This is a genomic window from Paracoccus aeridis (assembly GCF_004923205.2).
In the GTDB taxonomy this organism is placed as follows: Bacteria; Pseudomonadota; Alphaproteobacteria; order Rhodobacterales; family Rhodobacteraceae; genus Paracoccus; species Paracoccus aeridis.
Genome location: NZ_SELD02000035.1, coordinates 111,034 through 129,843, shown reverse-complemented (window position 1 = coordinate 129,843; position 18,810 = coordinate 111,034). Strand labels below are relative to the sequence as shown.

The following is an 18,810-nucleotide window of genomic DNA, read 5'->3' as shown; positions in this document are numbered from 1 at the left end:
CGTCCCCATCCCCGCCGTCCCCATCCCCGCCGTCCCCATCCCCGCCAGCCCGGTCCCTGCCGGCCCGGTCTTCGCCGACCCGGCCCCCGTCCGGCTGCCTGTCGCCGCCCCGACGTCCGGCCGGCCCCCATCGCCCGTGCCGGATCTTCTGTTCCCCAATATCCCGGGTGCGGGGCAGCGCCCCGCGGCATCGCCGCGTCATCCCCCCGCCCGCTCATGCGAACACCCCATGCAGGAACCAGCGCGGCGCGCCGCCGCGCCCGTCATGGGCCAGCCCCTCGCGATAGATCCACAGCCGCCGCCCCGTGGGGTCCTCGACGCAGAAGTAATCGCGCAGCCGGGTGCCGGGCCGGTCGAGCCACCATTCCGGCGCGATCCGTTCCGGGCCCGCGTGGCGGGCGACGCGCAGGGTCTGCCGGCGCCAGACGAACTGCGCGGGCGGGCCCTCGGGGATGGCGTAGAGGACGCGGATCTCCTCGGGCGGCTGGAACAGGCGCAGGGGGCGCGCAGTGCGGGTGGGGGAAGGAGGCGCGGGCGCGGGCACCGGATCGGCAGCCACGAGGCTGGCGGCCGGGCTGGAGGCCGGGCTGGTGGCCGGGCTGGTGGCCGGGTTGGCGACGACAGCCGCAGGCGAAGCAGCAGCCTCCGCGCCCCCGGCCTGCGCCGCTGCATCCTCGGCCCCCCTCGGATCGCACTCCGCCGCATCCGCCGCCCGCCGCCGCGCAGTCGCCCGCCGCGCCTTCTTCCGAGGCTCGGGCGCCGTGCGCCTGCCGTTCTCTTCCAGCGCGATCGTTGCCTGCTCGGCGCGCTCGGGGACATGGCTCTCGCGCGGCTCCGGGCGGGTGATCGCGGCGGCGCCGAAGCGGGCGCCCAGCCGGTCCACCAGCCGCGCGAGTTCAAGCGTCGCATCCGCGCCGCCGTCCAGCCGGTCCTGCGCCGCGGCGAGGGGCTCCACCGCCTCTGCCGTCAGGGTGATGAGATCGAAGCCGAAGCCGGGGTCCAGCCGTTCCAGCCGGTCGCCCCACAGGCGCAGCAGGTGGTCCGGATCGCGCGTCGGCACCGCCATGGCGACGGAAAGATCGCGGCGCTCGCCGTCCACGCGGAACACCGACAGGCGCAGCCTGCGGCAGCCCTGCGCCTCGGCCGCCAGCCGCGCGCACAACTCGCGCGTCAGCCCCGGCAGCCAGTCCGAGGGGTCCTGCACCGGCTCGGCCAGCCGCGCCGTCGCGTGAAAGCGGGGCGGCGGCTCGGGCGAGGACACCGGCTCGGCCAGCCGCCCCATCGCCTGGTCCAGCCGGACCAGCGGGTTGTCGCCCGGCGCCGCCCGCCCGAAGCGGCGCATCATCGACAGCCGCGGCACCGCGGCCAGGTCGCCGATCGTCCGCAGCCCCAGCCGCCGCAGCAGCAGAAGCGTGTCACCCGACAGCCGCAGCGCCGCGACGGGCAGCGGGTCGAGGTCGCGAAGCCCCGTGCAGACCGCGCGTTCCGCCCCGTGGCGCGCCAGCCCCCAGGCCGCGCCGCGCGAGGGCGCGACGGCCACCCGCGCGGTCAGCCCCGCCAGCGCGAACCGCGCCTGGATGTCGGCCAGCATCGCGGCCTCGCCCCCGTGCAGGTGCGCCGCCCCCGTGGTGTCCACGACCAGCCCGTCGCACCCGTCGACAGCCGACCACGGCCCCCAGCGCCGCGCCCAAAGCATCAGGCGGTCCAGCGTCGCGGCCTCGAGTTCCGGCCGCGCCTCCTCGACCCGCAGGGCGGGGCAGATCGCGCGCATGTCGGTGACGCGCGCGCCGATCTGCACCCCGGCCAGCCGCGCGGCGCGGTTCGCGCCGTGGACGACCGGCCCGTGCCGCCCCTCGACCGACAGGGCGAGGGGGAGATCGTCGGGGATGTCCTCGCTGCGCCGCAGGGCATGGGCGAGCCACAGCTCGATCGGCAGCAGCGGCAGGTAGATCGACACGATCCGGCGGGCGGCGGTCCGGTGCTGCGACGTGGCCCCGCCCCTTGCAGCGGCCCCGATCCCTTGCCCGATCCCTTGCCCGACTTCCTGCCCGGCCTCGTCCTGCCGCGCGTTCCCGTCCTTCGACGGCCCGGCCGTGCCTGCGCGGGGCGGGCCACCGCCTTGTCTAAGCGGTCGCATGGGCTTTCGCCCCCGGAACTGCCGGGATGCCCGCCGTGGCCGGGAATCCGGCGTCGGGCAGCGGCTCGAACGCCAGTCCCCCGGCGGCGGCTGCGTCCTGGCTCACCAGCCATGTCGCGGGCGGGCGGCCGCGGGCGCGGAACAGCTCCGCCTTCCAGCGCGGCGCGCCGGGGCTGAGGGGATCGTGCGGATGCGGGGCCGAGGGGGCCGAACTCAGCCGCCAGCGCAGGCGGGCGGCGCTGGGCTGGGCTGCGCTGCCGTGCAGGATCAGCCAGCAGGGCCGGCCCCAGCGTTCCGCCCTGAGCGCGAGGCGCCGGGTCGCGGTGAAGCCGGGGGCCTCGCCATGGATCTCGCCCACCACAGCCGCCAGGGCGGGGCTGGCGAGCCCGTCCTCCAGCGCCGCCAGCACGTCGGTCGCCCGCGACAGGTCCGCGCGCAGCAGCGGCCTGCCGCCAAGATGGCCGCCGGGCAGGTAGGGGGCGCCCGCCTCGCGCCGCGACAGCCGGTCCTGCGCCCACAAGACCGTGCCGCCTGGGGGCAGCATGGCCATGACGAACGCCCCCGCCGCCCCGTCGAGAGGGTGGGCGGCGAAAGCCTCGGACAAGGTCGGCGCGTCGAAGGACGGCGCGCCCGGGAAGGGCGCGGTGAGGCGCGCATCATCGGCCCGTGCCTGCCCGGAGGGCAGGGGCCGCTGCCGGAAGGAATGAACGGACATGGGACTTCTCGCAGGCTTCGAAGGGTGGATGTTCTCATTTCGTTCTAGTCCTGGACAGAACGATTCGCTACCCGGTTCGGGTTCCCGCGGCCCGGCGAACGTGATCGCGCGCTTGGCGGCGGAAGGCCCGGTTGATAAGCACGGGCCATGCTCGATCCCGAACAAGGCCGCGCGCCGAACTTTCCCCGCACCATGCCCGGTCGCCGCCCGTGACCCCCGCCGCGCGGGTCGAGGCCGCAATCCTCATTCTCGACCGGATCATCGCCGGCAGCCCCGCCGAGCCTGCGCTGATTGCCTGGGCGCGCGCCAGCCGCTTCGCCGGGTCGGGCGACCGCGCCGCCGTGCGCGACCTCGTCTTCGACAGCCTCCGCCGCCGCCGCTCGCGCGCGCTTCTGGGGGGCGCGCCGCCGGGCGCCGAAACGGGGCGGGCGCTGATGATCGGCATGTGCCGCGAGACCGGGCAGGACCCGGACACCCTGTTCACCGGCCAGGGCCACGCCCCCGCGCCGCTGACACTGGGGGAGGCCGCGCCGCCGCCCCCGGTCCCCGACGACCCCGCGATCGACCTGCCGGACTGGATCGCCGCGCGGCTGTCGGACGATCTCGGCCCCGACTTCCCCGCCGTTGCCGCGGCGCTGCGGGACCGGGCGCCGGTCTGGCTGCGGGTGAACACTGCCCGCATGACGCCCCAAGCCGCCATCGCCGCGCTGGAGGCGGACGGGGTGCAGGCGACCCCCGCCCCCGATCTTTCCACCGCGCTGCGGGTGACGGCGGGCGAACGCCGCGTCGCCGCCTCCGCTGCCTACCGGGACGGGCTGGTCGAGCTGCAGGACCTGTCGCCGCAGATCGCCTGCGCCGCGCTCGATGCCGCGCCGGGCACGCGCGTCCTCGACTACTGCGCGGGCGGCGGGGGCAAGGCGCTGGCGCTGGCCGCGCGCGGCGCGCAGGTGACCGCCCACGACGCCGACCCCGCCCGGATGCGTGACCTGCCCGCGCGCGCCGCCCGCGCCCGGACGCCCGTGGGGATCGCGTCGCCCGCGGGGCCGAAGGGCGGCTTCGACCTGGTCGTGACGGACGTGCCGTGCACGGGCTCCGGCACCTGGCGGCGCACTCCGGACGCGAAATGGCGGATCACACAAGCCGATCTCGACCGGCTGGTGGCGGTACAGCAGGAGATCCTGGAACAGGCCGCGCGCCATGTGCGGCCCGGCGGGCAGCTGGCCTACATGACCTGCTCGCTTCTGACCGCCGAAAACGGCGCCCAGGTGGCCCGGTTCGCCCGGATGCATCCCGAGTTTCGGCCGGTCCGGTCGCAGACGCTGACGCCGCTCACCGCGAGCGACGGATTCTTTCACGCGGTGCTTGCCCGCGATTGACGGGCAGTTAAGTGCGGATATCCGTTTTGAATTAACTTTGGTTATATTAGCGGATGATTGCGGGCCACCGTCTCTCGCCTCCGGTATGCCGGAACCCGGACAGATGGATGATCACGGGTCCGGTTCCTTCGGGGTGCCTCGCGCTCCGCAGAGGCGCGGGCCGCAGACACGCCGATGCGACGAAGCTCTTGATCCGCTGCACGGCCTTCGGCATACCGATTCCCAAGGCCGCAGAAAGCGTAGCCGGGGAGGGCGAGCTTGCGGCGCTGCACGGGTCCGGCAGGTTGCGCCAGCCCCTGCATCTTGGAACAGCACGCAGGATCGCTGCAGTCGAAATCCATCGGCGCGGAATGTAAACGGTAGAAGGTAGTTTTGTGAATGCCCGCAATTGATATCGTCAGGCTTGACGAAAATCCGCATGAAACCGTCAATGGCATTCGCGCCGACACCACCTCGCGCGGGGTCGATCTGGACGGCGCCACGGTCACGGCCAGATATGCTGACGGCACGACCGAAGTCCTCGAATGGAAGGCATTGGACCCCTATACCAATGGCGGCGCCACCGGCACCGACATCAAGATGTCCTTCGGTTTCGACTGGCACCAATTGTCTGTAACCAAGCCCTTGGCGTCTCTGGAATTCGACCTGCAGCCCGCGAGTTCGGTTTTCGACACGACCGTGGACCACGAGCAGAACTCCACGCCCACTTCGCTGGATGGCTATTCCTTCACGCTGGCACCTGAATCCCAGGAACTTACGGGTGACCTGACGGTGACCTATTCGGGGATCGTCAATCTGGCGGGAAGTCCGGCGGTCGGAGATCTTTACACGACCATGGTCATCGATTTCTCGAAGCTTCCCGGCGGCGGCCTTGTGGGCGACCTGAGATGGAATTCCGACATCGACACCATGCAGAACTCCGGCGACCTGGTGCCGTGCGGTGTGCCCTGCATTGTCCGCGGAACGCTGATCACGACCGATCGCGGTGATGTGCCGGTGGAGGACCTGAAACCGGGCTGCAAGGTCCTGACCCAGGATCATGGCTTCCAGGAGCTCGTCTCGACGATGAGCCGGGTCGTGGACGCGAGCGGACTTGAAAGAAACGCAAGGCTTTATCCGGTGCGGATCGCTGCCGGAGCGTTGGGCGCGGGGCTGCCGAGGAGAGACCTCGTCGTGTCGCGCCAGCACCGGATGCTGGTCAAGTCCAGTATTGCCGAGCGGATGTTCGGGACGGCCCGCGTGCTCGTCGCGGCAATCAGGTTGACCGAATTGCCGGGAATTGAGGTCGACGACGCGATCGATAGCGTCGAATATTTCCACCTCGTCTTCAAGAAACATGAGGTGATCTTCGCTGAAGGAGCGCCGACCGAAAGTTTCCTGGTGAACTACCAGACGCAGAGGACACTGAGCAAGGAGCAGCGGGACGAATTCGTGACGCTGTTCCCGGAGCTTGGCGAAGTCGGCTATCCCGGAGCGCCGGCGCACGCGATTCCGCCGCGTTTGCTGCAGAAGGAACTGGTCCGGCGGCATGCGAAGAATGCAAGGGACCTCCTTTCGGCGTAAGTGGGCGTTAAAACGGTGATTGGGCCCGATTGCGTCGCAGGGCCCAATCTGCCTTTCGCATCCGGCGCTGTCATTTCCGGCGGTCCTCGCAGATAGCTGAAGTCGAAAGTCTTCAGTGTCGCGAAGGCTTTTCCGCTGACCCGCAGCGCCGATGATTTCGACGCATTTCCATCGGCGTCTCAGCAAGGGTCCGCGTTCGGCGGCTCAGACCAATTTCGGCCTTTGCCGCAGAACCCTGCGAGTGTGCCCGAGCGTCATCTTCTGACGTTCGCCCGGAGGGGTGACATCGACCGGAACGGGAAACGTCGTTGCCCTTCGCCCGGCAACGATCATCAGACCGGGGCGCCCTGGCATCTCGTCTGACGCCGCGAATCAGCATGGGGCAGGGGTGCCAAGGCAGGCACGGGCGAGTCGGGGTTAGCTTCTGTCGAGGATCCGATTGGGGAGACAATCGGGAGCCGTCCGGGGATATCGACCGCTACCCCTACAATGCCGGTCTGGGCCGACATTTACATGCAGGTGTGACTGCAACCAGGTCTGAACATCCCGCGCCGTGGGGAGCTTTTTTAACGCACTGTTAAGCTCGCCCGCGCTATGAGCGCCGAAGTGGCATGCCGACACATGACGACAGGATGATGAGAAAGACGCCCACGCAATCGCAGTTCCCTCTGGTGCTGGTGCCGCTGCTGATGCTGCCGGTGCTGGTCGGCGCGATCTGGCTGATCGTCCAGCCGGGGCGCTACACGCCGGGCCTGCTGGTGGTCGTGGGCGCGATCGTGACGGCCTGCTACCTTCTGGGCGGCATCGCCGCCGGATCGCGGCTCTTGCAGGAAGTGCGGCTCAGGCGCGACCTGCGCGCCGCCCGGCGGGCGCTCGCCGCGTCGGCCCGTCCGGGCTGGGCGGTCGATCCGTCCGGCAAGGTCCTGGCGCAGAACCCGGCCGGGGCCGCCCATCACGACCTTCTCGGCCATCCCGTGGCGGAGCTTCTCGCGCGGTTTCGCGCAAATCCCGAGGCGCAGCTTCGGCTGGCGCTGTCGCGCAAGGGCGGCGCCCAGCCGCTCACCATCTCGTTGCAGCCCGGAACCCGGGTCGAGGTGACGCGCCGCCCCGGATCTCAGATCCAGCAGTGGACGCTCGACACCGGCGCCGATGCCGGGCGTGCGGCAGAAGCACCCGAAGGCTGCGCCGCCTGCACCCAGCGCGTGCTCGCCACCGACCTGCCCGTGGCGCTCCTGTGGCTGGACGCCGAGGGCGCGATCGTGGACGCCAACGAACGCGCGCGAGCGCTTCTGGGGGACGCCGCGCCCGGTCGGCCGCTCGGCGAGATCATCGAGGGGCCGGGCCGGCCGGTCCGGGACTGGATTTCCGACGTGGCGCTGGGGCGCGCCGCGCCCCGGGGCGAAGTGCTGCGCTTCATCGGCGAGGGGACCGAGAAATTCCTGCAGGTCGCGCTTTCGCCGTGCAGGCTGGGCGAGGAAAGGCCGGGCGTCGTGGCCGTGCTGACCGATGCCAGTGCCATGAAGACGCTGGAGGAGAAGTTCGTCCAGAGCCAGAAGATGCAGGCGATCGGCCAGCTCGCCGGCGGCATCGCACACGACTTCAACAACCTTCTGACCGCGATCACCGGCCATTGCGACCTGCTGATGCTGCGCCGCGACAAGGCCGACCCAGAATACGCCGACCTCTACCAGATCGAGCAGAACGCCAACCGCGCCGCCGCTCTCGTCAAGCAGCTTCTCGCCTTCTCGCGCAAGCAGACGCTGAACCCCGAGGTGGTGGACATGCGCGACACGCTGTCGGACCTCACGCATCTTCTGAACCGGCTGGTGGGCGAGCGGGTGCGCCTGACCTTCACCCACGATCCCGGCCTGCGCGCGATCCGGGCCGACCGGCGGCAGCTGGAACAGGTGCTGATGAACCTGGTCGTGAACGCCCGCGACGCCATGCCAGACGGCGGCGAGATCTCGATCCGCACCGACAACGTGCGGCTGGCCGAGGGCGTGCCGCGCGACCGCGTGACCCTGCCGCGCGGCGCCTATGTCCGCGTCACCGTGGCCGATCAGGGCTGCGGCATCCCGGCCGACAAGATGGGCAAGATCTTCGAGCCGTTCTTCACGACCAAGCGCCAGGGCGAGGGCACGGGGCTTGGCCTGTCGACCGCCTACGGCATCGTCAAGCAGACCGGCGGCTTCATCTTCTGCGACAGCACCGTGGGGCAGGGCACCACGTTCGAGCTGTTCTTCCCCGTTCACCGCCAGACGGCCGAGGCGCCGCCGCCCGCCCCCGCCGCGCCGCCCGTGGCCGTGCCGGACACCGGCGCCCCGACCGGCACCATCCTTCTGGTCGAGGACGAGGCGCCGGTCCGCGCCTTTGCCGTCCGCGCGCTGCGCCTGCGCGGGCTGGACGTGCTGGAAGCCGACAACGCCGAGGCCGCGCTCGCCATCCTCGCCGACGACCGTGTCCGCGCGGACGTCTTCGTCACCGACATTGTCATGCCGGGGATGGACGGCCCGGCCTGGGTTCGCGCCGCGCTGCGCGACCGGCCGGGCACCCGCGTCGTGTTCATGTCGGGCTACACCGAACACTCGCTGGCCGACGGGGCGCTCGCGATCCCCAACTCGGTGTTCCTGCCCAAGCCGTTCTCGCTTTCGGACCTGATCGCCTGTGTGGAAAACCAGCTGACCGGCCGTCCGCCGGTGTCGCCCGCGATCACCGCCGCGGATCTGGTGCCGGCATGAGGGGTGGCATGAACACGGCCGGCGCGTTGTGTTTGCGATTGAACGCGCAACAAGATCTTGGCATAACGGGAACAACACAAGAACATTCGCGGCGCCTGCGGATTGCCGCAGGCAGGCCGGTGTGACACAAGGGGACAAGCAGATGGCAGGGGCAGATATCTTGCAGATGAACGACAAGCGGTCCGCCGACAAGCAGAAGGCGCTGGACAGCGCGCTCGCGCAGATCGAACGGCAGTTCGGCAAGGGCTCGATTATGAAGCTCGGCGCCGACAACCCGGTGGCCGAGATCGAGGCGACCTCGACCGGCTCGCTGGGGCTCGACATCGCGCTGGGGATCGGCGGCCTGCCGAAGGGCCGCATCATCGAGATCTTCGGGCCGGAAAGCTCGGGCAAGACCACGCTGACGCTGCATGTGGTGGCCGAGGAACAGAAGAAGGGCGGCGTCTGCGCCTTCGTCGACGCCGAGCACGCGCTGGATCCGCAATACGCGCGCAAGCTGGGCGTGAACCTGGACGAGCTGCTGATCTCGCAGCCCGACACGGGCGAGCAGGCGCTGGAGATCGTGGATACGCTGGTCCGGTCCGGCGCGGTCAGCCTGGTGGTGGTCGATTCGGTCGCGGCGCTGACGCCCAAGTCCGAGATCGAGGGCGACATGGGCGACATGCAGATGGGCAGCCAGGCCCGCCTGATGAGCCAGGCGATGCGCAAGCTGACAGCCTCGATCGGCCGGTCGAACTGCATGGTGATCTTCATCAACCAGATCCGCATGAAGATCGGTGTGATGTTCGGCAACCCCGAGACGACGACCGGCGGCAACGCGCTCAAGTTCTACGCCTCAGTCCGCCTCGATATCCGCCGCACCGGCTCGATCAAGGACCGTGACGAGGTCGTGGGCAACACCACCAAGGTCAAGGTGGTCAAGAACAAGGTCGCGCCGCCCTTCAAGCAGGTCGAGTTCGACATCATGTACGGCGAGGGGATCTCCAAGGTAGGCGAGCTGATCGACCTCGGCGTGAAGGTCGGCGTGGTCGAGAAGTCGGGTGCCTGGTACTCGCACGGCGACGAGCGGATCGGGCAGGGGCGCGAGAATGCCAAGCAGTTCCTGCGCGACAACCCGGACGTCGCCGCCGCGATCGAGGACCGGATCCGCGCGAGCCACGGTCTCGACTTTGGTGCCTCGGAGGACGGCGACGACCTGACCGAGGACTGAGGTGGCCGAATAGCGCAGCGGAACAGGGGCGGCGCGGCAAGCGGGCATTTGCCCATTGCAGCACGGCCCCGATCCGGCTATCTGACCCGACGACGCACCCGTAGCTCAGCTGGATAGAGCGCTGCCCTCCGAAGGCAGAGGTCACAGGTTCGAATCCTGTCGGGTGCGCCATTTCCTTGTTCTTCGGCATCGGTTCGCACACGGTCGGCGGTCATTGCCGCTTCCAGTCTGATGGCATTCGCTCCATTGCCTGCCGTGGACGACCGTCCAGCGCAGTTTGGCGATAGGAACCTGGCGCCCGAAGTCGGCGGCTGCCGCGAGATGTCGGCAGTGAGCGGCTCGCCGGCGGCCGGCCGGAGTACCCGCCCGATGGGTAGCAAGAACAGTGCCTTGCCGATCGGAAAAGCGGATGCGCATGGCTGCGCCCTCGCCGGATTATGGTTGAGAGACGCCGCAGGAATGACGTGCAAGATTGAAAGGTGATTGCAAAAGCGCGTTTTCCGCGTTTACGACGTCGTAATCGCCGATGCGGCATCGCACGACATCGTGGACCGGCTGAACGCACATGGTGAAGGATTGACGCGAACTTGGCGGCCAGCCCCTATCCCAACGACCGTTCTGCGCTAGGATGCGGACTCATAATACCTGACCCATAGCCTTGAGCATGCGATCAGGACGGCCGCGAGACAGTTTGTGGCGGGTTTTTCGTATAGGGTCGCTATCTTTCGGAAGTGCTCGATCTTGGTGAAGAAGCGCTCGACGAGGTTGCGCTGGCGGTAGAGCGCGGGGTCGACATGACCGCGCCCGTCATGCGCCGCGATCAGGTCGAGGATCGCGCGGGCGTCGTAGCCGCGTCGGCCACCACGTCGCCGGGCGCGGATGGCCGCCAGCAACTTGGCCACCGCCGCCTTGTCGGCGGACTGCCCCGGCGCCAGGGTGATTGCCAGCGGCAGCCCGCGATGGTCCACCATCGCGTTGACTTTGGTAATCAGTCCACCACGAGAACGGCCAAGGATCTGATCCGCTCCCTTTTTTCGACGCTGCATGCTGATGCGCGCGGATGATCGAACTGTCGATGAACTGCATGCTGCCGAGGGATTTTTCCGCAACGGCTTCAAATTCCTGCACCCACACCCCCGCCTTGGCCCAGCGGTTGAAGCGGTTGAAGACCGTGGTGTAGGGCCCGTAGCGCTCGGGAAGGTCTCGCCAAGGCGACCCGGTTCGCAGCACCCAGAAGATCCGTTCAGCACCCGCCGGTCATCGACCCGCGCCACGCCCCGTGGCTTGTTCGGCAACAGTGGCTGGATCAGGCCCCACTCGAATCCGTCAGATCAAAACGCGCCATTCCTGCCTCCATCACCGGGGGGCATTGAGTCACCCATCAACGCGTCAGTGAACCCCTTTCATGCGTACGTACCCCAAGCCCGGTGCCACCCCGCCCGCACGTGATCGAGGCGGCGGCAAGGCCGCCGCTCGGCCGCCTGCAACGTCGCGTCTCGCCGTGGATCCTTCGAGCGCCCAGCTTGCCCGCGGGCGCGAACCCGGCGATGAAGCGGGGGGATCTCACCGAAAGGCGTACGCTGATCCCGGGCCGTGATCCGGGACGGTCCGGTCGAAACTCCGCCGGAAGCTCCGGCAAGCGTCAAAACCACGGGACATGCGCATGATCGATGAACAGCAGTGGGACAGTGTCGAGACGCTTCACGCCCGTTTCGGGGCAGCACGTGCGGCGTCGCGCGCCGAGCCTGCGCCGGACTGGGCCACGCGCAGGGACCGGCTGCAGCGACTGTCGGCGATGCTGCGCGAGGGCGAGGGCCAAGTGATCCGCGCGATCTCGGCCGACTTCGGACACCGGGCCGAGGGCGACACGCGCCTGGCCGAGATATTCCCGTCCCATGTCGAGATCGCGCATGCGCTTCGTCACGGCAAGGGCTGGATGAAGCCGCGCCGGGTGCCGACGCCGATCTGGTTCAGGCCCGCGCGCTCGTTGATCGTGCCGCAGCCCAAGGGCGTCGTCGGCATCATCAGCCCGTGGAACTATCCGCTGTTCCTGACGATCGGACCTCTGGTGGCCGCGTTCGTCGCGGGCAACCGGGCGCTGGTGAAGACGTCGGAATACGTGCCGCATTTCAGCGCCTGGATCGCCGGGGCCGCCGCCCGGCACTTCGCGTCCGACGAGCTTTCGGTGCTCCGCGGCGGGCCCGGCATCGGGGAGGCGTTCGCGGCGCTGCCGTTCGACCACCTGTTCTTCACCGGCAACGGCGAGGTCGGCAAGAAGGTGATGGCAGTCGCCGCCCGCAACCTCACGCCGGTGACGCTGGAACTGGGCGGCAAGTCGCCCGCGCTGGTCACGGACAACGCCGACATGGACCGCGCGGTCGCGCGGATCATGACCGGCAAGATGATCAACTCTGGCCAGACCTGCGTGGCGCCCGACCACGTGTACCTGCCGCGCGGGCGCGAGGGCGCGTTCATCGACGGCGCGCGGGCCTGGGTCGGGCGGCACTATCCCGACATCGCCACCAACCCCGACGTGACCCGCATCATCGATCAGCGGCAGTTCGACCGGCTGGTCCGCATCCGCGACGACGCCGTGGCGCGCGGGGCGACGCTGCATCCGCTGACCGACCAGCCCGAGAACGGCAACAGCCGCCTGTTCCCGCCGGTGATCGTCACGGGCGCGCCCGACGACAGCGCGATCATGACCGAGGAGATCTTCGGCCCGCTCCTGCCCGTGATCCCCGTCGGCGGCACCGACGAGATGGTCGCGCGCATCGTCGCGCGTCCCCGCCCGCTCGCCGCGTATTACTTCTCGAACGACGCGGGCGAGATCCGGGCGCTGTCGCAGCGGATCGTGTCGGGCGGCGCTTGCCACAACGAGACGATCATGCACGTCGCGCAGGGCCACCTGCCTTTCGGCGGTGTCGGCGGGTCGGGCATGGGCAGCTATCACGGCGCGGCGGGGTTCGACACGCTCTCGCACCTGCGCGGCACCTTCATCCAGCCGCGGCTGAACGGCGTCGGGCTGCTCGCGCCGCCTTACGGCAGGCGCTTCGGCGCGATGCTGGCGGCGGTCCGGCGGATGGTCCTGGCGCGGAGCTGATCGCGGCCCGCGAGGGGCGCGACATACCGGCCATCGGCACCCTCGGCAGGCTGCCCTGGACCATCCCGGCCCAGCGGGTCGGGCTGCGTCCGCCAGGCGAAGCCGGCCGCCCCGTGCCCGCCGCGCGGGCGGCGATACCCCTCCGCACAACTTCGTTGCCAAGCCGCCGCCCGGCTGCATAGTCTGGGATCGCGCCGACACGAACAGGACCGGCGAAGGGGGACGAACGCTTGATCGCCAGTGCCGGCAGCCGTGACTACGTCGTCTTCGACCACGTCCAGAAAAGCTACGACGGCCGCTCGCTGGTCGTGAAGGACCTGAACCTGTCGATCGGGCAGGGAGAGTTCCTGACCATGCTCGGCCCCTCGGGGTCGGGCAAGACGACCTGCCTCATGATGCTCGCGGGGTTCGAGACGGCGACCCACGGCCGCATCATGCTGGACGGGCGCGACATCAACGACGTCCCGCCCCACAAGCGCGGGATCGGGATGGTGTTCCAGAACTATGCCCTGTTCCCGCACATGACGGTGGGCGAGAACCTGGCCTTTCCGCTGGAGGTGCGCGGGCTTCCGCGCGCCGACCGCGACGCGCGGGTCATGCGCGCGCTCGACATGGTGCAGATGGCGCGCTTCCGCGACCGCCGCCCGGCGCAACTTTCGGGCGGCCAGCAGCAGCGGATCGCGCTGGCCCGCGCGCTGGTCTTCGACCCCAAGCTGGTGCTGATGGACGAGCCGCTGGGCGCGCTCGACAAGCAGCTGCGCGAGCACATGCAGTTCGAGATCAAGGACCTGCACCGCCGTCTTGGCGTGACGGTCGTCTACGTCACCCACGATCAGGGCGAGGCGCTGACGATGTCGGACCGGATCGCCGTGTTCAACGACGGCCGCATCCAGCAGCTGGCCACGCCCTCGCAGCTTTACGAGGCGCCGGAAAACAGCTTCGTCGCGGGCTTCATCGGCGAAAACAACGCGCTGTCGGGCACGGTGGAGCGGCTGGACGGCCAGACCGCGCTGGTGCGGCTGGCGAACGGTGAGCTGATCGACGCCGCCCCCGTGAACGTGGGCGAGGTCGGGCAGCGCACGCTGGTGTCGATCCGCCCCGAGCGGATCGAGTTCAAGCCGGACCTGATGCCCGAAGGCGCCCACACGGTCGAGGCCGAGGTGATCGAGGTCATCTACATGGGCGACATCTTCCGCGCCCGGATGAAGGTCGCGGGCTCGGACGATTTCGTGATGAAGTTCCGCAACACCGCCGGGCAGGTCCGCCTGAGCCCCGGCCAGAAGATCCGCGTCGGCTGGCATCCCCAGGACGCCCGTGCGCTGGACCCCGTCTGAAGAAAAACCGCAGTGATACAGGGAGAGAAGACCATGAAGTTCAGGACGGATGTGATCGTTTCGACCGCGCTCGCGGGGGCGCTGGCCAGCCTTTCGCTGCCCGCGATGGCGCAGGACAAGACGGTCAACGTGCTCGACTGGGGCGGGGCCTACGGGCAGTCGCACCAGGTGGCCTACAATGCGCCGTTCCAGGAAAAGACCGGCACGCGCGTGGTCGTGACCGACGCCGACAACCCGGCCACCCCGATCAAGGCGATGGTCGAGGCAGGCAACGTCACCGCCGACGTGGCTTCGGTCGAATACGCCGACGCCGTGCGGATGTGCGACGAAGGGCTGCTGGAGGAAATCGACGCCTCGATCCTCGCCCCCGGCGCAGGCGGCGAGGCCGCGGCCGACGACTTCATCGACGGGGCGCTGACCGACTGCTTCGTGGGAACCGACGTCTATTCGATGGTGCTGGCCTACGACGACACCCGCTTCCCCGACGCCAAGCCCGCGACCCCGGCCGACTTCTTCGACCTCGAGAAGTTCCCGGGCAAGCGCACCATGCGGAAGGGCGCGAAGTTCAACCTGGAGCTTGCGCTGCTGGCCGATGGCGTGCCGGCCGCGGACATCTATTCGACGCTCGAAACGCCCGAGGGCGTGGACCGCGCGTTCGCCAAGCTCGACACCATCAAGGCCGACGTGATCTGGTGGGAAGCGGGCGCGCAGCCGCCGCAGCTTCTGGCGGATGGCGAGGTGTCGATGGCCTACGCCTTCAACGGGCGGATCTTCGACGCCGCGATGGGCGAGAAGAAGCCCTTCAAGATCATCTGGGACGGCCAGATCTACGAGATGGAGGGCTGGGTGATGCCGAAGGGCGCGCCCAACCGCGAGGCGGCGCTGGACTACATCGCCTTCTCGACCGCGCCGGAACAGCTCGCCAAGGCCGCCGAGCACATCAGCTACGGCCCGCCCCGCGCGTCGTCGGCCGGCCTCGTCGGCAACATCGCCGGCACCGACCAGCCGATGGGGCCGCACCTGCCGACCTCGCCCGAAAACCTGGCGAAGGGCTTCGCCTCGAACCTCGACTTCTGGGTGGACCACGACGGCGAACTGAGCGAGCGCTTCAACGCCTGGCTGGCCGGCTGATCCGCCGGCAACGCCGGGCGTGCCCTGCGAAGGGACGCGCCCGCAACGATACCACGGTCGTCGCCGGGCAATCCCCGGCGGCGGCGCATCCGATCGAGAACAGGACCCGATGCCCCAGACCCGCCCCCTTTTCGCCGCCGCCCTGTCCATGTTCCCGCTGGCCGCGTCGGCTGACGTTCCCATCAACGTCGTCACCTGGGGCGGGGACTTCACGGCCGCGCAGAAGGTCGCCTTCGCCGACCCCTTCACGGCCCGGACCGGCATCCCGGTCAACCTGATCGACGCCGACAGCGTCGGCGCCGTCATCAAGGCGCAGGTCGCGGCCGGCAACGTCACGACCGACGTGGCCAGCCTCGGGCAGGCCGACGCCGAGCGGCTGTGTGACGAGGGGCTGGCCGAGCCGATCGACCCCGCGCTGATCGTGGCGGGCGCGGACGGCACGCCGGCCGCCGACGACTTCCTGCCCGGCGGGCTCAGCGAGTGCTTCGTCGCGACCGACGTCTATTCGACCGTGATCGGCTACGACGCGCAGGCGATCGGGCCCGCGCGCCCGACCTCGATCACCGAGTTCTTCGACCTGCAGAAGTTCCCCGGCCGCCGCGGCGTCCTGAAGGAGCCGCGCTTCACGCTGGAAATGGCGCTGATGGGCGACGGCGTGCCGCCCGGTCAAGTCTATGACCTGATGCGCACGCCCGAGGGGCTGGACCGCGCATTCGCCAAGCTCGACAGCATCCGCGACCAGATCGTCTGGTGGGAGGCGGGCGCCCAGCCCGTGCAGCTGCTGGCCGACGCCGAGGTTGCGATGACCATGTCCTACAACGGCCGCCTGTTCGCCGCCCATGTCGAGGAGGGACGCCCGTTCGAGATCCTGTGGGACGGGCAGGTCTACGAGGTCGAGGGCTGGATGATCCCGAAGGGCGCGCCGCAGAAGGACGCGGCGCTGCAGTTCGTGGCCTGGTCGACCGCGCCCGAACCCCTGGCGCGCGCCGCCGAGCAGCTGAGCTACGGCCCGCCGCGCGCCTCGTCGCAGGCGCTCGTGGGGTTCTACAAGGACGGCAAGACGCCGATGGCGCCGCACCTGCCGACCGCGCCCGAGAACCTCACCTCGGCGCTGGCGATCGACGTGGATTTCTGGGCCGAGAACGACGTCGAGTTGATCGAGCGCTTCGCCGCGTGGCTGGCCGCCGCGCCGGCGAAGCCGTAGGGACGCGGGCCCGGCGATGGCGACCCCGCTCGATCCCCACGCGGCAATCGTGACCCGGGCAGGCGGGATGCCCCCGGCCGAACCGCCGGGCGGCGCGCCGGGTATCCTGACCACCGCCGACGGGGTGCCGCTCGCGGTCGCGCTCAGCCGGTCGCGCAGGCGGGCGCGGCGGCAGGCGCTGCTGCTGGTGCTGCCGCTTCTGCTGTTCGTCCTCGTCACCTTCATCGTACCGATCGGCCAGATGCTGCACCGGTCGGTCTACAACCCCGGCTTCGCCGACAACATGCCGCAGGTCAGCGCCTGGTTCGCGGCGAACCCGCGGGGCGCCGACCCCGACGAGGCGGCGTTCGGCGCGCTCGCCGCCGACCTGACGGCGGCAGCCGAGGCGCGGACCATCGGCATCGTCGGCACGCGGATGAACTATGACGTGCCGGGCACCCGGTCGCTGTTCACCGCCACGGGGCGCAAGCTGCGCGACGGGTTGCAGCCCCCGTTCCGCGCCGCGCTGCTGGACATCGACGACGACTGGGGGGCGCCCGACCTGTGGGCGGCGATGCGGAATGCGTCCACCGCCTACACGTCGGGGTTCTACCTCGCCGCGCTGGACCGGGCGCGGGACAACGACGGCAACGTCATCCGCGCCCCGCAGGAGCGGCAGGTCTACGTCATGCTGTTCATGCGGACCTTCTGGCTGTCGGCGCTGATCACCGGGCTGACCTTCCTTCTGGGCTTTCCCGTCGCCCACCTGCTCGCGACCCTGCCGCTTCGCAGGTCGAACCTGCTGATGATCCTCGTTCTGCTGCCGTTCTGGACCTCTCTTCTGGTCCGGACGAGCGCGTGGATCGTGCTGCTCCAGCAGCAGGGGGTCATCAACGACCTGCTGGTCTGGCTGGGCGTGGTCGCGGACGGGGCGCGGCTGCCGATGATCTACAACCAGGCCGGCACCATCATCGCGATGACGCACGTGCTGCTGCCGTTCATGATCCTGCCGCTCTATTCCGTGATGCGGACGATCAACCCGTCCTACGTCCGCGCGGCGCGGTCGCTGGGCGCGACCAGCTGGACCGCGTTCCGCCGCATCTACTTCCCGCAGACGCTGCCGGGGCTGGGGGCCGGGGCGCTTCTCGTCTTCATCCTGGCGGTCGGCTACTACATCACGCCCGCGCTGGTCGGCGGATCGTCGGGGCAGCTGATCTCGAACATGATCGCCATGCACATGACCGAGACGCTGAACTGGTCGATGGCCGCCGCGCTCGCCTCGCTGCTGCTGGCGGGGGTGCTGATCCTCTACTGGGTCTACGACCAGCTGGTCGGAATCGACAAGCTGAAGCTGGGGTAAGGCCATGGCGCTTCCGACCTACGCGACGACCCTGGAACGCGCCTGGCGCTGGATCTACCTCGCGATCTGCACGGGCGTGTTCGTGTTCCTGATCGCGCCGATCATCGTGGTGATCCCGCTGTCCTTCAACGCCGAGAAGTTCTTCACCTTCACGCGCGAGATGCTGTCGCTCGACCCCGACGGCTGGTCGCTGCGCTGGTACGACAGCCTGCTGACCTTCGGCATGGCCCAGCCCGACGCCCCGCGCGACGCGCGCTGGTGGGCGGACATGTGGGCGAACGCCAAGTGGGTGAACGCGGCGAAGAACTCGCTTTTCATCGGGGTGGCGTCGACGGCGCTGGCCACCGTGCTGGGGACGCTGGCGGCGCTGGGGCTGGCCCGGCCCGAGATGCCGTTCCGGCGCCTGATCATGGCGCTGCTGATCTCGCCCATGATCGTGCCGATCATCATCACGGCGACAGGGATGTTCTTCTTCTACTCGAACCCCTGCGGCATGTTCGGGCTGGTCGGCGTCAGCGTCACCTGCGGCAAGCTCGCCGGAACCTACGCGGGCGTCATCATGGCGCACGCGATCCTGGGCATTCCGTTCGTCATCATCACCGTGACGGCGACGCTGATCGGCTTCGACCAGTCGCTTGCCCGCGCCGCCGCGTCGCTGGGCGCGGGGCCGCGGCGGACGTTCTTCCACATCATCATGCCGCTGATCCTGCCGGGCGTGGTGTCGGGCGCGCTGTTCGCGTTCGTCACCTCGTTCGACGAGGTGGTGGCGGTGCTGTTCATCGCGGGCCCCGACCAGCAGACCATCCCCCGCCAGATGTGGAGCGGGATCCGCGACCAGATCAGCCCCGCGATCCTCGCGGTCGCGACGCTGCTCGTGATCTTCTCAATCGCTTTGCTGGCGGCGGTGGAACTGCTCAGGCGCCGCGGCGAACGGCTGCGCGGGCTGACGCCGTCCTGACC

General features: G+C 69.6%; 12 protein-coding genes, 1 tRNA gene and 1 pseudogene. 11 read left to right on the top strand and 3 right to left on the bottom strand.

Features of this window, described 5'->3' with window-relative positions; translation table 11 throughout:
* Positions 1-214: 214 nt before the first annotated feature.
* Both ELI80_RS11110 and ELI80_RS11105 read right to left on the bottom strand, forming a co-directional pair.
* A complete protein-coding gene (locus ELI80_RS11110; RefSeq protein ID WP_236641452.1) occupies positions 215-2,137 on the bottom strand; it encodes a Y-family DNA polymerase in 1,923 nt (640 codons plus the stop codon).
* A complete protein-coding gene (locus ELI80_RS11105) occupies positions 2,124-2,852 on the bottom strand; it encodes a hypothetical protein (RefSeq protein ID WP_201740619.1) in 729 nt (242 codons plus the stop codon). The genes ELI80_RS11110 and ELI80_RS11105 overlap by 14 nt, the downstream gene beginning before the upstream one ends.
* Before the next feature lie 209 nt (positions 2,853-3,061).
* Here ELI80_RS11105 and ELI80_RS11100 point away from each other — a divergent pair, with 209 nt between their 5' ends.
* From ELI80_RS11100 to ELI80_RS11080, 5 genes are all read left to right on the top strand, one after another.
* Complete coding sequence (locus ELI80_RS11100; protein ID WP_136651978.1) at positions 3,062-4,228, top strand: RsmB/NOP family class I SAM-dependent RNA methyltransferase; 1,167 nt, start codon at positions 3,062-3,064, stop codon at positions 4,226-4,228.
* 378 nt (positions 4,229-4,606) lie between these two features.
* Positions 4,607-5,791 carry a Hint domain-containing protein gene (locus ELI80_RS11095; RefSeq protein WP_136651977.1) on the top strand — a complete coding sequence of 395 codons (1,185 nt, stop codon included), beginning with the start codon at positions 4,607-4,609 and terminating at the stop codon, positions 5,789-5,791.
* Positions 5,792-6,423: 632 nt separating this feature from the next.
* The gene (locus tag ELI80_RS11090) at positions 6,424-8,529 is read left to right on the top strand and encodes an ATP-binding protein (RefSeq protein WP_236641451.1); all 2,106 of its coding nucleotides are present in this window, start codon (positions 6,424-6,426) and stop codon (positions 8,527-8,529) included.
* A 142-nt stretch (positions 8,530-8,671) separates the two neighbouring features.
* Positions 8,672-9,739: a recombinase RecA gene (gene recA, locus ELI80_RS11085; protein WP_136651975.1), complete on the top strand. Its 1,068-nt coding sequence runs from the start codon at positions 8,672-8,674 to the stop codon at positions 9,737-9,739.
* Between the two features lie 94 nt (positions 9,740-9,833).
* Positions 9,834-9,910: transfer RNA gene (locus tag ELI80_RS11080), tRNA-Arg, on the top strand.
* Positions 9,911-10,362: 452 nt separating this feature from the next.
* Here the strand turns inward: ELI80_RS11080 and ELI80_RS11075 are convergent.
* Positions 10,363-11,084, bottom strand: a pseudogene (locus ELI80_RS11075) (IS5 family transposase).
* Positions 11,085-11,396: 312 nt separating this feature from the next.
* Between ELI80_RS11075 and ELI80_RS11070 the strand changes: the two are divergent.
* From ELI80_RS11070 to ELI80_RS11045, 6 genes are all read left to right on the top strand, one after another.
* Positions 11,397-12,842, top strand: a complete 1,446-nt coding sequence (locus ELI80_RS11070) for a coniferyl aldehyde dehydrogenase (RefSeq protein ID WP_136651974.1) — start codon at positions 11,397-11,399, stop codon at positions 12,840-12,842.
* Between the two features lie 230 nt (positions 12,843-13,072).
* Positions 13,073-14,176, top strand: coding sequence for an ABC transporter ATP-binding protein (locus ELI80_RS11065; protein ID WP_136651973.1), 1,104 nt, complete (start codon positions 13,073-13,075; stop codon positions 14,174-14,176).
* A gap of 33 nt (positions 14,177-14,209) precedes the next feature.
* Positions 14,210-15,307 carry an ABC transporter substrate-binding protein gene (locus ELI80_RS11060; protein ID WP_136651972.1) on the top strand — a complete coding sequence of 366 codons (1,098 nt, stop codon included), beginning with the start codon at positions 14,210-14,212 and terminating at the stop codon, positions 15,305-15,307.
* A 109-nt stretch (positions 15,308-15,416) separates the two neighbouring features.
* Positions 15,417-16,511: an ABC transporter substrate-binding protein gene (locus ELI80_RS11055; RefSeq protein WP_136651971.1), complete on the top strand. Its 1,095-nt coding sequence runs from the start codon at positions 15,417-15,419 to the stop codon at positions 16,509-16,511.
* A gap of 67 nt (positions 16,512-16,578) precedes the next feature.
* Positions 16,579-17,850, top strand: a complete 1,272-nt coding sequence (locus ELI80_RS11050) for an ABC transporter permease (protein WP_236641459.1) — start codon at positions 16,579-16,581, stop codon at positions 17,848-17,850.
* Positions 17,851-17,854: 4 nt separating this feature from the next.
* Complete coding sequence (locus ELI80_RS11045) at positions 17,855-18,808, top strand: ABC transporter permease (protein WP_136651969.1); 954 nt, start codon at positions 17,855-17,857, stop codon at positions 18,806-18,808.
* Positions 18,809-18,810 lie beyond the last annotated feature (2 nt).